General features: G+C 34.2%; 16 protein-coding genes. 3 read left to right on the forward strand and 13 right to left on the reverse strand.

Annotation, left to right across the window (positions count from 1 at the left end; translation table 11 throughout):
* Nucleotide 1: 1 nt before the first annotated feature.
* The 12 genes from GQ40_RS01855 to GQ40_RS01910 form a co-directional block, all read right to left on the reverse strand.
* Nucleotides 2-553 carry a sigma-70 family RNA polymerase sigma factor gene (locus GQ40_RS01855; RefSeq protein WP_047545234.1) on the reverse strand — a complete coding sequence of 184 codons (552 nt, stop codon included), beginning with the start codon at nucleotides 551-553 and terminating at the stop codon, nucleotides 2-4.
* 61 nt (nucleotides 554-614) lie between these two features.
* Nucleotides 615-1,313, reverse strand: coding sequence for a YqjF family protein (locus tag GQ40_RS01860; protein WP_047545236.1), 699 nt, complete (start codon nucleotides 1,311-1,313; stop codon nucleotides 615-617).
* Nucleotides 1,314-1,317: 4 nt separating this feature from the next.
* Nucleotides 1,318-2,217, reverse strand: a complete 900-nt coding sequence (locus tag GQ40_RS01865; protein ID WP_047551272.1) for a TIGR01777 family oxidoreductase — start codon at nucleotides 2,215-2,217, stop codon at nucleotides 1,318-1,320.
* Nucleotides 2,218-2,222: 5 nt separating this feature from the next.
* Entirely contained in the window at nucleotides 2,223-2,570 is a 348-nt protein-coding gene (locus tag GQ40_RS01870) for a hypothetical protein (protein WP_156115499.1), read from the reverse strand.
* A 37-nt stretch (nucleotides 2,571-2,607) separates the two neighbouring features.
* Nucleotides 2,608-3,018, reverse strand: coding sequence for a hypothetical protein (locus GQ40_RS01875; protein WP_047545240.1), 411 nt, complete (start codon nucleotides 3,016-3,018; stop codon nucleotides 2,608-2,610).
* A gap of 3 nt (nucleotides 3,019-3,021) precedes the next feature.
* Nucleotides 3,022-3,384 carry a hypothetical protein gene (locus GQ40_RS01880; protein ID WP_047545242.1) on the reverse strand — a complete coding sequence of 121 codons (363 nt, stop codon included), beginning with the start codon at nucleotides 3,382-3,384 and terminating at the stop codon, nucleotides 3,022-3,024.
* Nucleotides 3,384-3,728 (reverse strand): hypothetical protein, encoded by a 345-nt coding sequence (locus GQ40_RS01885; protein WP_047545243.1) that lies wholly within the window; start codon nucleotides 3,726-3,728, stop codon nucleotides 3,384-3,386. Before GQ40_RS01885 ends, GQ40_RS01880 begins: the two co-directional genes overlap by 1 nt.
* 42 nt (nucleotides 3,729-3,770) lie before the next feature.
* Nucleotides 3,771-4,049: a hypothetical protein gene (locus GQ40_RS01890; RefSeq protein ID WP_047545245.1), complete on the reverse strand. Its 279-nt coding sequence runs from the start codon at nucleotides 4,047-4,049 to the stop codon at nucleotides 3,771-3,773.
* 55 nt (nucleotides 4,050-4,104) lie between these two features.
* Nucleotides 4,105-4,608, reverse strand: a complete 504-nt coding sequence (locus tag GQ40_RS01895) for a GbsR/MarR family transcriptional regulator (RefSeq protein ID WP_047545247.1) — start codon at nucleotides 4,606-4,608, stop codon at nucleotides 4,105-4,107.
* Between the two features lie 109 nt (nucleotides 4,609-4,717).
* The gene (locus GQ40_RS01900) at nucleotides 4,718-6,754 is read right to left on the reverse strand and encodes a M3 family metallopeptidase (protein WP_047545249.1); all 2,037 of its coding nucleotides are present in this window, start codon (nucleotides 6,752-6,754) and stop codon (nucleotides 4,718-4,720) included.
* A 215-nt stretch (nucleotides 6,755-6,969) separates the two neighbouring features.
* Entirely contained in the window at nucleotides 6,970-7,452 is a 483-nt protein-coding gene (gene purE / locus GQ40_RS01905) for a 5-(carboxyamino)imidazole ribonucleotide mutase (protein WP_047545251.1), read from the reverse strand.
* A 2-nt stretch (nucleotides 7,453-7,454) separates the two neighbouring features.
* Nucleotides 7,455-8,612, reverse strand: coding sequence for a 5-(carboxyamino)imidazole ribonucleotide synthase (locus tag GQ40_RS01910; RefSeq protein WP_047545253.1), 1,158 nt, complete (start codon nucleotides 8,610-8,612; stop codon nucleotides 7,455-7,457).
* A gap of 163 nt (nucleotides 8,613-8,775) precedes the next feature.
* Between GQ40_RS01910 and GQ40_RS17365 the strand changes: the two genes are divergently transcribed.
* The 3 genes from GQ40_RS17365 (at nucleotide 8,776) to GQ40_RS01925 (ending at nucleotide 11,692) form a co-directional block, all read left to right on the forward strand.
* Entirely contained in the window at nucleotides 8,776-9,885 is a 1,110-nt protein-coding gene (locus tag GQ40_RS17365) for an adenylate kinase (protein WP_081990158.1), read from the forward strand.
* A gap of 101 nt (nucleotides 9,886-9,986) precedes the next feature.
* The gene (obgE, locus tag GQ40_RS01920; RefSeq protein ID WP_047545255.1) at nucleotides 9,987-10,985 is read left to right on the forward strand and encodes a GTPase ObgE; all 999 of its coding nucleotides are present in this window, start codon (nucleotides 9,987-9,989) and stop codon (nucleotides 10,983-10,985) included.
* A gap of 182 nt (nucleotides 10,986-11,167) precedes the next feature.
* Nucleotides 11,168-11,692 (forward strand): DUF4136 domain-containing protein, encoded by a 525-nt coding sequence (locus GQ40_RS01925; RefSeq protein WP_047545257.1) that lies wholly within the window; start codon nucleotides 11,168-11,170, stop codon nucleotides 11,690-11,692.
* A 159-nt stretch (nucleotides 11,693-11,851) separates the two neighbouring features.
* On the opposite strand, the gene GQ40_RS01930 is transcribed toward GQ40_RS01925, so the two are convergent.
* Nucleotides 11,852-12,613 (reverse strand): T9SS type A sorting domain-containing protein, encoded by a 762-nt coding sequence (locus tag GQ40_RS01930; RefSeq protein WP_047545259.1) that lies wholly within the window; start codon nucleotides 12,611-12,613, stop codon nucleotides 11,852-11,854.
* Nucleotides 12,614-12,679: the final 66 nt, after the last annotated feature.

Consider the following 12,679-nt stretch of genomic DNA (forward strand, 5'->3'; position numbering starts at 1 on the left):
CTTAAAACCAGTTTTTTTCCATGCAACTTGCCATAGCAACTCTCGCCCTATGGATAATTACCCATAAGTTAGACGCAGTAATATTTAATTCATTACAAATGGCTTCTGTTTCATAATCCAATAGGGTTTTCATTTTAAAAACTTGAGCCTGTTTTGTTGGAAGCTTATCCAAACAGTCATGTATGGCAAGACCAAGTTCTGTGTTTTCTAGGTTGTCTTCTGCAGTTTTATCATAGGGATCTGAAACGCGTTCTTCCAGCCAATCGCCTTCACTCTCATCATTATTGTAGCTCATTCTAACTTCGGCTTTGCCTTTTTTAGAGTTTATTTTACGATAATGATCAATAATTTTTCTTTTTAATATCGAAATGAGCCAGGTGCGCTCACTAGCTTCACCCTTAAAATTCTTCATCGATTTTAAACCTGCAATAAACGTATCTTGAATCAAATCTTGTGCAATATCTCTATCACTAACACGAGTAATCGTGTAGTTAAAAAGATAATCGGAATATAGTTTTATCCACTGATTTGGGTCGATGGTGTGTTTTGGCATTTTCTTTTTCTGAAAAAAATTCTATCAAAAATAATGTAAAAAAATGATTTTATCTAACCTTTTACCTGTGTATGGTTTTTTTGTTTTTTACGCTGGCAACTGACCCTTCGGCTAAAATAACAGATGATGGCTTCGCATTTTGCAAACTTTTAAATGATGATCCATAATTACCATCAAAATCTATGTTTATTTTGTAATCCTTGACTTTTAATTGTCGCCAAGAAGGATGGACAACTTCGTATTCAAAGGTTTTTGATTTGTGTTTTGTATAACCGTAATAATGCTCTGTAATAAATTGTTCTTCGGAATTTTCTTTAATCTCAATAAATTCCTTTTCTGTCGTAACAGCAATAGATTGCCAGTTGTTTCCTAATTTCCATTGGTATTCAAAATGTTTGGAGTGTTCGTTTTCTGTCCAAAGATGTTTCATTTCCGCAGTAAAATAATGTTCATGATACAACGAATTTGCAACTAAGGTGATGAGCGGTTTAGGGACTATTTCTTTAATAAAAACCACACCACGTTCTCCATTTCTTTTAACGTAAAATCTAAGGTTGACCTCTTCAAAATTGACATGGTTTAGCAATTTAATGCCTAAAACTTTCGTATCCATAAAGAGGAAACCAACGATACTCACAAAGCATTTACCATTGTAACTGTCTAATTCTGTACCTAGCGGAACGTATGGAGCAAGTATTGCTGGATCAACTTCGTAATTGATAAGGATTAGGTTTTTCCAGTAGGCTTTTAAAAATGTCATAATGTTAATGTATTAAGTCGTCAAGTGCTATTTCTATGTCGGTATGTATGAATTTAAATTCGTTATTTAATAAGCGTTCTGGAATTACATTTCTGCTTTTTAAAACTAGTTCTGGTTCTGTACCAATAAGTTTTGCACCGAATTTGATGAGCCATTTTGGGTGTGACATCCCAAAGGGAACATGCATCACTTTTCTCAAAGATTTCATGAGCGTTTTATTATCCGTCGGGTGAGGTACCGCCAAATTAAAATTGCCATCTAACTGCTCATTTTCGATTAAAAACTCAATTGCTCTCGCAAAATCGAGTTCATGAATCCAACTTACTTTTTGGTTTCCTGAGGCTTGTTTTCCTCCAAGGCCAAATTTAACCAGATTTTTTAAAGGCTCGGTTGCTCCACCATCTTTTCCCATGACGATTGAGGTTCTCAGTGCGATTTTTCTGGTTTTGGGATTTGTGATTGAGTAAAATGCCTTTTCCCAGGATTTTGCGATGTTCATAGAAAAGTCATCACCAATTTCTCCCGCAGCCTCAGTCATTTTCTTGTCGGTTGAATGCCTGTAAATGGTCGCGGTAGAGGAGTTGAACCACACTTTTGGTGGATGCTCACAAAGATTGATTGCCAATCCCAAAGCATGGGTAGAGTCGATACGTGAATCAAGAATTAGCTTTTTGTTTTCTTCGGAATATCTGCAATCTACAGATTTCCCGGTAAGATTAATAAGTACATCGGTTTGCTCGAGAATGGTGGTCCAATCTTCCAAATCCTTAGCATTCCAATAGATGTCATTTTCTTGTTTTGGAGTTCGGGTCAAGATGTAAACGGTATCTCCTTTTTTTGTGAAATAGTCTTTAAGGACTTGTCCTAAAAATCCGCTGCCTCCAGCTATAGTTATTGTTTTCATTTTTTTCATTGTTTTTGAATTAAATAGGTGATGTATAAGTGTAAAAATGCTAGTGACACAAGAATTATTAGCCAGAATAGCAATGGGATAAAATCATTTGAAAGATTCAAAATATCTGTTGTAAAAATTATTACAAAATAACTTAGTGTAGTTCCTGCATATATTATGAATAATCGTTTAGATTTTGTAGTTAGACTTTTGATTTCCTGAACGATAGTAATGCTTGAAATGAGCTGAAAACATCCCAAAACAACTAGAAATATCATCCCAAAGTAAACTTTTAGAAATAGGATAGCGTTGAATATTATTAGATTTCGGTTTAGTTCATAAAGACTTCTTCTTGCGCTTTTCATAATAAGCATTTTTATTTTTTTGTTTTTGGTAACCTAATTACTGCTCATTCCTAACATTATAAACTGGAGTATTTACAGTTTTTAAACTCTGTCTAGATTTGCGACGTCCTCTAAAAAAGAAGAATAAGTTGATAAATAGCATTACGCCCAAATAGATAGAGAAACCTCCAATTTTCTTGCTTAATATCTCGATTAGTGTTTGTGTGCTCATTTCCGAAGTGCTATAATATCCAATCTTGAGTATGAGTAAAGCCCAACCAATATTGATGAGATAGAATCCAATCTCAAAGAGTTTATTAGTTGCCAAAGCGATATCTTCTTTGCCTTTAAAGATATCTAGCATAAAGTACTTTCCGTTTTTAAAGAGCATTTTAGATACGTAGATTGTAAGTGCAATTACGAGGGGTAAATAAATGAAGTAACCGATGATGATTTTAGAATTTTCCATGATTTAAGATTTAGATTGTTTTAAAAATTTTGATTTTACGAGATAGTTAAGGCAAAGCACGTTGTTGTAATGTAAAATAGCTAAGCCAAGTATGATGATGCCCAAATGTTCGCTTAATGTACTCAACATTTCGGTTGGATTGTTGACGATTTCCCAATAGGCAAGCGTGATAATTGCGTAACCAAGATTTGTGAGGTAATAGCCAATGAGCAAAAGATTGTTGATAGGTTTTACAATGGTTTCATCATTTTTATATAGATGAAGCAGAAACACTTCTCCATGTGTGTAGAACATCCAACCTACTTTTACCATTATCACAGCGATGATTGGTAGGTAAATGCAATAGGTGAGGATGTTGTAGTTCATTATTTGATGTGTTTTATAGGATCAATTATATATATAAAGTATCCAGCAATTGACATAGGGATAACCATTATAGTTATAATAGTGATTAGAATTTCATTGAAAGAATCCCATTTATGTAACCAGAATATCCAGCAAATGCCATAAATTATAATGATAATCCAATAAAGGCTTAATTTCTTTTTTGTTTTTGCAGACAGTTTTTTCCAAGATAAAAACAGAATCAGAGCAGTTATTATTTGAAATCCTCCAAGAATTACTTGAGACACCATTCCAAATACTACAGTGAGGTATAATACTAGAGTAATTATAAATAAGACTTTATTAATGTTGTACAATGCGTTCATTATTTGTTATTTTAAACTTTCAGAAAATATTGAAAGTAAGTTTTAAATTTTTTTGGTGTGAATCGTGTAGGTTAATAAAATCATCAAGCCAACTATTATAGCAAACTGCCATCCAAAAGGGTTGCCTTGCCAGATGAGAAAAAATAAACCAACAATTGCAAAATAGAGGTAGATTAATTTTTCCCTCGGAAATGCGATCACAAACAACACTGCTGCTAAAACTTGAAGAGCTCCTGTGAACATTAATCCATAACCTAGCCAGATTAAGAACAGGAGTGCGATGATATTAGTGACTTTTGAGATTTGTAATAGATTTTTCATAATTTGTGTTATTATAGAACTTTCAGAAAATATTGAAAGTATTTTCTAAATTTTTTTATTTTATAAGTTTTAATAAAGACTTAGTGATCCAGTTTTGTTTTTGGTTAACGAGTTTGTTAATCATATCATCTGCAGTTTCGGTTAAATCGTGAAGTGCTTTGGTTTGTTTAATGAGTTCTTTGGTTTTTTCTGTTCCGTCATCTTTAATAGAAGACACTTCTTTTAAAACTTTTATGACAGGTTGGATTTCTCTACGACTACGCTCTTTAGCAATCACTCTTGCTAATTCTTGAACGTCTTTTTCCGTAGTAAAATATTCTTTTCGTTCACCAGGAATGATTTCTTTGGTCACAATTCCCCAATCCATTAACTGACGCAAATTCATACTCGTATTACCACGAGAAATTTTTAAATCTTCCATAATATCTTCCATAGATAATGGCTGTGTAGAGATAAAAAGCAACGCTTGTATTTGAGCCATCGCTTTATTGATTCCCCAAAGTGTACCTAAGCTTCCCCAAGTACTCACAAATTTTATTTTAGCTTCTTCGTAATTCACGTTCGTTTTGTTTTACATGACAAATATATTAAATATTTTAAACTTTCAATAATTATTGAAAGTTTATTTTAAAAATAAAACCGAAGAATTTAAACTTCGGTTTTAATCATTATGATTTCTCCATCAACCCAGCACGCTTTAACAAGGCATCTGGTCTTGGCTCTTTTCCTCTAAAACGTTTATACAATACCATTGGATCTTCAATACCACCTTGTGAGAGTACATTGTCTTTAAATCTTTTAGCAACGTCTTTACTAAACACGCCTTCTTCTAAGAAGTACTCAAAAGCATCTGCATCTAAAACTTCCGCCCATTTATAACTGTAATAACCAGAACTGTATCCACCTTGAAAAATATGCGAAAAGGAGGTGCTCATGCAATTTTCAGCAACATCAGGATAAAGCTTAGTGTTTTCAAAAGCCTGTAACTCATGTGCTTTTACATCTTTAATTAAACTGGGATCTTGGCCATGCCACGACATATCTAAAAGCCCAAAACTAATTTGTCTTAACGTTTGCATCCCTTCATGAAATGTTGCGGAAGCTTTTATCTTCTCAATAAGTTCCATTGGGATCACTTCTCCAGTCTCATAGTGGGTAGCAAATAACTCTAAAGCTTCTCTCTCGTAACACCAATTTTCTAAAACTTGTGATGGTAATTCAACAAAATCCCAAAATACACTTGTTCCCGATAAACTAGGGTAGGTTGTATTGGCAAGCATACCATGTAATGCATGACCAAACTCATGAAACAATGTTGTCACCTCGTTAAAGGTTAGGAGTGAAGGCTTTGTTTTGGTTGGTTTTGTAAAGTTACAAACAATAGAAATATGTGGTCTATCATTAACTTCATTTTTAATATATTGTGGTTTGTAAACCGTCATCCAGGCACCATTTCTTTTTCCAGCTCGAGGAAAAAAGTCGGCATAGAAAATTGAAACCAGTTCACCTTTTGTATCGGTCACTTTATAGGTTAAAACATCTTTATGATATTTATCAATCGTATCAATTTCTTCAAATTTCAAATCATACAGGCGTTCTGCAATTGTAAAAGCACCATCAATTACATTCTCCAATTTGAAATACGGTTTCAACTGCTCATCATCTAAACTGAACATTTTTTGTTTCAGTTTTTCGGCATAATAAGAACCGTCCCATTTTTGCAGTTGTTCAATGCCATCCAAGTCTTTTGCAAATTGCTCCAGATCTTCAAACTCATTTTTTGCAGCAGGCTTTGCTTTTTCTAAAAGTTCGTTCAAGAAATTCTCAACAGCATCTGGTGTTTTTGCCATTCGCTCTTCTAAAACAAAATGTGCATGCGTTTTGTAGCCTAGCAAATTGGCACGTTCATGACGTAGTTTTGCAATTTGCAAAACATTATCCTTATTGTCTAATTTGTCATCTTTAAACGCCTTTGCACCTGCAGCAATGGAAAGTTTTTTTCTTAACTCACGATTTTCGGCATAGGTCATAAACGGGATATAGCTAGGATAATCTAAAGTAATCAACCAACCGGTTTTATCTTTAGATTCTGCTAATTGTTGTGCAGCTTCCTTAGCACCTTCTGGTAGTCCAGCAAGATCTTCTTCGTTGGTGAGATGCATTTCAAATTTGTTGGTTTCAGCTAAAACATTCTCGCCAAATTTGAGTTTCAATTGACTCAATTGTTTGTCGATCTCTCTAAGTCTGGTTTTCTTTTCTTCGGAAAGATTAGCACCATTTCTTGAAAAGCCTTTGTATTTTTTATCTAGAAGCGTCTTTTGTTCTGTCGTTAAGTCTAGACTTGATTTTTGATCATAAACCGTTTTGACACGTTTGAAAAGGTCCTCATTGAGCGTAATGTCATTGCTGAATTCAGAAAGTAAAGGAGAAACCTCTTGCGCTATTTTTTGAATGGTATCATTCGTTTCGGCACTATTTAAATTAAAAAAAATGCTCGAGAGTCGGTCCAGTTCTTCTCCCGAAAAATCCAGGGATTCAATTGTATTTTGGAACGTTGGCTTTTCCGAAGAAGAAGTAATCGCATCAATTTCTGCTCTTGCTTTTTCAATCGCTTCTAAAAAAGCAGGCATATAATCTTCATCTTTTATTTTTGAAAAAGGTGCTGTATGGTAGGGTGTTTTGAATTTTGAATTTAGAATATTCATTTTATTTTTTGAAGTTTTAAATCGTGAATAGATTCAATTTAAGAATAGTTGAAATACTTGAAAAATGATTAACGAAACCTTAAGAATTAAGTCTGTTAATATTCTCTAACTTTGCAAAGTTATTGGCTTGTTATCTACAAAAGTTAATAACATTGATTAATAGCTCTTAAGCCTCGTGTAAAAGCGAGGCTTATTTTATTTAGTTTAAATCTTTTTTAGTTTAAATCTTTGGCAGACTCTATCACTTTTGTTTTTAAGCTTTCTTTATAGTTGATGATTGTTTTTAGAACATTCTCATTTGAAGATGCAATAATTTGAGTAGCTAAAATACCAGCATTTTTGGCACCATTTAAAGCTACTGTTGCAACCGGTACACCTCCGGGCATTTGTAAAATTGAGAGTATAGAATCCCAGCCATCTATAGAATTGCTGCTTTTTACAGGAACACCTATGACGGGTAGTGGCGATAAAGAAGCTACCATGCCTGGTAAATGTGCTGCACCTCCTGCACCTGCAATGATGACCTTGATGCCTCTAGTGTGTGCATTTTTACTAAAATCGAATAATTTTTCTGGAGTACGATGTGCCGATACGATATCGACTTCAACTTCAATCTCAAATTCTTTTAGTATGTCTATGGCTTCTTGCATAACAGGAAGATCACTTTTGCTTCCCATGATTACTGCTACTTTATTCATAATTATTTACTTATAACTTTAATTGTTTTCTTTACCTCTTCTGCAATTCTTCGAGCCTCATTAATATCGGTATTTACGATGGTGACATGTCCCATTTTACGAAATGGTCGTGTTTGTTTTTTTCCGTAGATATGTGGTTTTACACCCTCTAATTGCATAATTTTTTCAATATTCTCATAAATAACATCACCTGTATGACCTTCTGCGCCAACAAGATTAACCATTATTCCACCAACAGTGCTTTCGGTTTTTCCTAAAGGAAGATTCATGATTGCTCTAATGTGTTGCTCAAATTGGGAGGTATAGCTGGCTTCAATAGTTTGATGCCCAGAATTATGAGGTCTTGGTGCGACTTCATTTACTAAGATCTCGTCACTTTCGGTTTGAAACATTTCTACAGCTAAAAGTCCCACGTGTTTAAATGCTTCGGAAACTTTAAGAGCCACAAGTTTTGCTTTTTCAGCAACAGCTTGGTCAATACGGGCAGGACAGATCACATACTCTACTTGATTGGCTTCTGGATGAAATTCCATTTCTACGACCGGATACGTTTTAACCTCACCACTTGGGTTTCTCGCCACGATTACTGCCAGTTCATTTTTAAAAGCAACCAAATCCTCTGCAATACATTCGCCTTTCGGAAGGTTTTCTAAATCTGATAATTGCCTTACCATTTTTACTCCATTGCCATCGTAACCAAATTGGGCAGCTTTCCAAACGAACGGAAATTGCAGTCCGCCATTTTCTAAAGCATCTTCAATTTCCGATAGATAAGCAAAACGCGTAAAGTTTGAGGTTGGGATATCGTGATCTCTATAAAATAATTTTTGTGTGGCTTTATTTTGAATAATGCGAAGGTTCTTTGATGAAGGATAAACTTTTATGCCTTCTTTTTCAAGTCTTTCAAGCGCATCCACATTAACATTTTCAATCTCAAAGGTGAGCAGGTCTACTTGCTTCCCGAAGTTATAAACCACGTCAAAATCCATCAAGTCGCCCAATGTAAATTGATTGCACGCAATTTTGCATGGTGCTTCATCGCTTGCATCCATAACGTGGGTCGTAATATCAAACTGTCGGGTGGTGTACAACATCATTTTACCAAGTTGACCACCACCAAGAATGCCAAGTTTAAAATTTGAGGAGAAATAATTTTTCATGTATCAAATAAGATTGGACGTTTCTAAAACGCTTTTTTGCAAAAATTTAGATATTTACCAGACAAAAATACACTAATTATAAAACAATATTCTAAAATCATAATTCGAAAATCGGCAAACGTAAATCAAATGCTTATCTTTGGCTTTTTAAAACCAAAAACAGGTGATTAAACTACACGATTTATATTTTAAACCTTTTATTTCTGAACAGGAAGTTGATAAAACGGTGCAACGTTTGGTTGATGAGATTGTGGCAGATTTAAAAGATGAGATTCCTGTATTTGTAGGTATTTTAAATGGCTCATTTATGTTTGTGAGTGATTTTGTAAAAAAATACCCTAAACCCTGTGAAGTCACATTTATTAAATTGGCATCCTATGAAGGTTTGAAATCAACAGAGGATATTCAAAGATTGATTGGATTGACTCAGGATCTTACAGGTAGAAAAGTGGTGATTCTTGAAGATATCATAGATTCGGGAAAAACGTTAGAAGAAGTCCATCGTATTTTTGAGAACGAAAATGTCGACGAACTAAAAATAGCGACTTTGTTTTACAAGCCAGAAGCGTATAAAAAAGATTATAAATTACATTATGTTGGGATTGAGATTCCTGATAAGTTCATTGTTGGTTATGGATTAGACTACGATGGATTAGGAAGGGATTTACCAGCAATTTATCAATTAAAAAACACACAACACATGACTAATTTAGTCCTATTTGGACCTCCAGGAGCAGGGAAGGGAACACAAGCCAATTTCTTAAAGGAAAAATATAATCTCGTACATATTTCAACAGGAGATGTATTTCGTTTTAATATAAAAAATGAAACTGCTTTAGGAATGTTAGCAAAATCTTATATGGATAAGGGAGAATTAGTGCCAGATCAAGTAACGATTGACATGTTAAATGCAGAAGTTGAGAAAAATGCAGGTGCCAATGGATTTATATTTGACGGTTTTCCAAGAACAAACGCACAAGCAGAAGCATTAGACCAGTTAATGGAACAAAAAGATTCTCAAATAAATGCAATGATCGCATTAGAGGTCGATGATGAGGTTTTAGTTGGACGTCTTTTAGAGCGAGGAAAAACCAGTGGAAGAAAAGATGATGCAGATGAAACTATTATTAGAAATAGAATAACAGAATACTATAAAAAAACAGCAATATTAAAAGATTACTATCAAGCTCAAGATAAATATTTTGGAGTTGATGGTGTTGGCAGTATTGAAGGTATTACTGAGCGTTTGAATAAGGTAATTGATAAACTTTAGTTCCCACTAACTTGTGAATCTCATGATTTTTAATTAACATATGAAATTCAGTATATATTGAATTTCAATTAACAAGATTCCCACTTTCGTGGGAAATAAATATGACCGAAGGAAATTTTGTTGACTACGTAAAAATGCAAGTATCTTCTGGTAAGGGAGGTCAAGGTTCTGCACACTTACATCGTGAAAAGTACATAGAAAAAGGTGGTCCAGATGGAGGAGATGGTGGACGTGGAGGTCATATTATTATCCGCGGAAATTCTAACCTTTGGACGCTCCTGCATTTAAAATTCAAACGTCACGCACGAGCAGGTCATGGAGGTCACGGAAGTAAAAGTAGAAGTACAGGAGCAGATGGTGAAGATGTCTATTTAGATGTGCCATTAGGAACTGTAATTAAAGATACAGAAACCGAAGAAACACTTTTTGAAATTACCGAAGAAGGTGAAGAACATATCGTTGCACAAGGTGGACGTGGCGGATTGGGAAACTGGCATTTTAAAAATTCCCGAAATCAAACACCACGTTACGCACAACCTGGTGAAGATCTCGAAGAAAAGCGAGTAACGCTCGAACTCAAAATTCTTGCAGATGTAGGCTTAGTTGGTTTTCCTAATGCAGGAAAATCGACATTGCTATCTGTAATTACCTCTGCAAAACCTAAAATTGCCGATTACGAGTTTACAACTCTAAAACCAAATTTAGGTATTGTTGAGTATCGTGATTTCCAGACCTTTGTTATGGCAGATATTCCAGGGATTATTGAAGGTGCTGCAGAAGGTAAAGGCCTTGGTCACTACTTTTTGCGTCACATTGAGCGTAATTCCATCTTGCTTTTTCTTATTCCTGCAGATGCTAAGGATATTAGAAAACAATATGATATTTTACTGGATGAACTTAAGCGTTACAACCCAGAAATGTTGGATAAAGAGCGCATGATCGCTATCTCAAAAAGTGATATGCTCGATGAGGAACTGCAAACAGAAATGAAAGCTCAACTGGATAAGGAGCTTCCAATTAAATACATGTTTATTTCTTCCGTAGCACAAAAAGGGATTACAGAGTTGAAGGACAAGCTTTGGAAGATGCTGAATGATTAAAGTGTTGTTTCACTGGCGTGTCGAGGTGGACGTTACCCTTTTCCGTAGAAAAACTCCAAAGGGTCAGGCTCTCGTCAGTCGCTCTCTGCGAGGAGCTCCACAATGACTCCATCCTTAACGCACTTCTCAAGAAAAACCAGTTATTATGGAATAATTTTTGCTACATTTAAAATAAAAAAGCAATGAAAAATCTATATGTACTTTTAGCTGTAATCTTATTAACCTCCTGTTCTTCGATTAGGGTTAATTACGATTACGAGAAAACACGAGACTTTACCCAATACAAAACCTATAATTATTTTAGTGATGTCAATACAGGGATGAGCGAATTGGATTCAAAACGCTTATTCAAAGCTTTTGATGATGCGATGCAGAGTAAAGGTTACGCTCTGTCCCAAACTCCAGATTTTTTAGTCGATATTAAAAGTGCGGAATTTCAGCAAGCAAGAAATAACAATGTTGGAGTTGGCGTTGGTGGTGGAGGTCGTAATGCTGGTGGCGGAATTTCCATTGGGCTTCCATTAGGACAAAGTCAGTTAGGTAGAGAGATTGTGTTCGATTTTGTCGATGAAAGCAATAACCAATTGTTTTGGCAAGCCATTTCAGAATCCAATTATAAACCAAATGCTTCTCCCGAAAAGCGTGAAGCTAATTTTGTAGCTTTAGTAGAAAAAGTGCTAAAGGGCTTTCCGCCAGAAACGAAATAAGATATCTCTGAAATCTAAAGATGGTTTGAAAAAATTAATGTGAATATTCACATGAGTAAAAACACGTAAAAAAAAAGAAGAGACTATTATAAATCTCTTCTTTTTGATATTTGATATTTGATATTTGTGTTAAAACTATTGCTCTTTAGGCTTTGAAAATTAATTGATAATTAATTTTTTTAAAACACTTCCAGTTGCTGTTGAAATTTTCACCAAATACATACCTTTTGATAAATTTGAAGCGTTTATTTCTGAATTATTTTTAATGTTTAGTACATTTTTACCAGTTAAATCATAAATAGATACATTGGTAATTAATATGTTTTGTTGAGAATTTATATTAAATATTCCATTACTTGGGTTTGGAATGATATCAACTCCTTGATTTATTTTAAAGTCATCAATACTTAATTGAGGAGCGTCAAACAATTGAACTTCGGCTATTTGAATGATTCCTTCTATATCATCGCATTCTTGAATAAAATTAATTCTATAAAATGAATAAGCGATTGTATTTGTAAAATCAAAGCTTCTGGTAAAAAATCTTTCGGTAATGCAAGGAATGCTAATTGTTGTTATTGGCGTAAAACTTGTTCCATCTAAAGATCCAGAAATTTCAACCATAGTAGGATCCCTTAATTCAAAATCGTTTGCGGTAGTTATGTCAATGGATTGAGCTATTTCAGACGTGTCTCCCAAATCTACAGTAAATCCAGTTCCGTCTTGTTCCTCAAAATCTAAATACTTAGTATTTATGACCCCATCAATAGCGTTTTCTACTGTTTCGTTAGCAGGAGAATTTACTGATAAGTATACCGTTATATTCATAGTTGGCTCAAAAATTGGCTCTTGAGAATACAATGAGATCGATAAGAGTGAAGTTAAGAGTGAAGTAAAAATAAATAAAGTAATTTTTTTCATAATGTTATAGTTTTTTTGTTCTTGATAAAAATAGAAAAAAGAATGTATTATTAAACTTAAAATATC

Origin of the sequence: Psychroserpens sp. Hel_I_66 (assembly GCF_000799465.1) — a bacterium.
Taxonomy (GTDB): domain Bacteria; phylum Bacteroidota; class Bacteroidia; order Flavobacteriales; family Flavobacteriaceae; genus Psychroserpens.

Excerpts from the sequence above, each read along its gene's own strand:
- GQ40_RS01900 (WP_047545249.1), bottom strand. The coding sequence starts at position 6,754 with ATGAATATTCTAAATTCAAAATTCAAAACACCCTACCATACAGCACCT.
- purE (WP_047545251.1), bottom strand. The coding sequence starts at position 7,452 with ATGAATAAAGTAGCAGTAATCATGGGAAGCAAAAGTGATCTTCCTGTT.
- GQ40_RS01855 (WP_047545234.1), bottom strand. The coding sequence starts at position 553 with ATGCCAAAACACACCATCGACCCAAATCAGTGGATAAAACTATATTCC.
- GQ40_RS01865 (WP_047551272.1), bottom strand. The coding sequence starts at position 2,217 with ATGAAAACAATAACTATAGCTGGAGGCAGCGGATTTTTAGGACAAGTC.
- GQ40_RS01885 (WP_047545243.1), bottom strand. The coding sequence starts at position 3,728 with ATGAACGCATTGTACAACATTAATAAAGTCTTATTTATAATTACTCTA.
- obgE (WP_047545255.1), top strand. The coding sequence starts at position 9,987 with ATGACCGAAGGAAATTTTGTTGACTACGTAAAAATGCAAGTATCTTCT.
- GQ40_RS01870 (WP_156115499.1), bottom strand. The coding sequence starts at position 2,570 with ATGAAAAGCGCAAGAAGAAGTCTTTATGAACTAAACCGAAATCTAATA.
- GQ40_RS01890 (WP_047545245.1), bottom strand. The coding sequence starts at position 4,049 with ATGAAAAATCTATTACAAATCTCAAAAGTCACTAATATCATCGCACTC.
- GQ40_RS01880 (WP_047545242.1), bottom strand. The coding sequence starts at position 3,384 with ATGAACTACAACATCCTCACCTATTGCATTTACCTACCAATCATCGCT.
- GQ40_RS01910 (WP_047545253.1), bottom strand. The coding sequence starts at position 8,612 with ATGAAAAATTATTTCTCCTCAAATTTTAAACTTGGCATTCTTGGTGGT.
- GQ40_RS01875 (WP_047545240.1), bottom strand. The coding sequence starts at position 3,018 with ATGGAAAATTCTAAAATCATCATCGGTTACTTCATTTATTTACCCCTC.
- GQ40_RS01930 (WP_047545259.1), bottom strand. The coding sequence starts at position 12,613 with ATGAAAAAAATTACTTTATTTATTTTTACTTCACTCTTAACTTCACTC.
- GQ40_RS01925 (WP_047545257.1), top strand. The coding sequence starts at position 11,168 with ATGAAAAATCTATATGTACTTTTAGCTGTAATCTTATTAACCTCCTGT.
- GQ40_RS01860 (WP_047545236.1), bottom strand. The coding sequence starts at position 1,313 with ATGACATTTTTAAAAGCCTACTGGAAAAACCTAATCCTTATCAATTAC.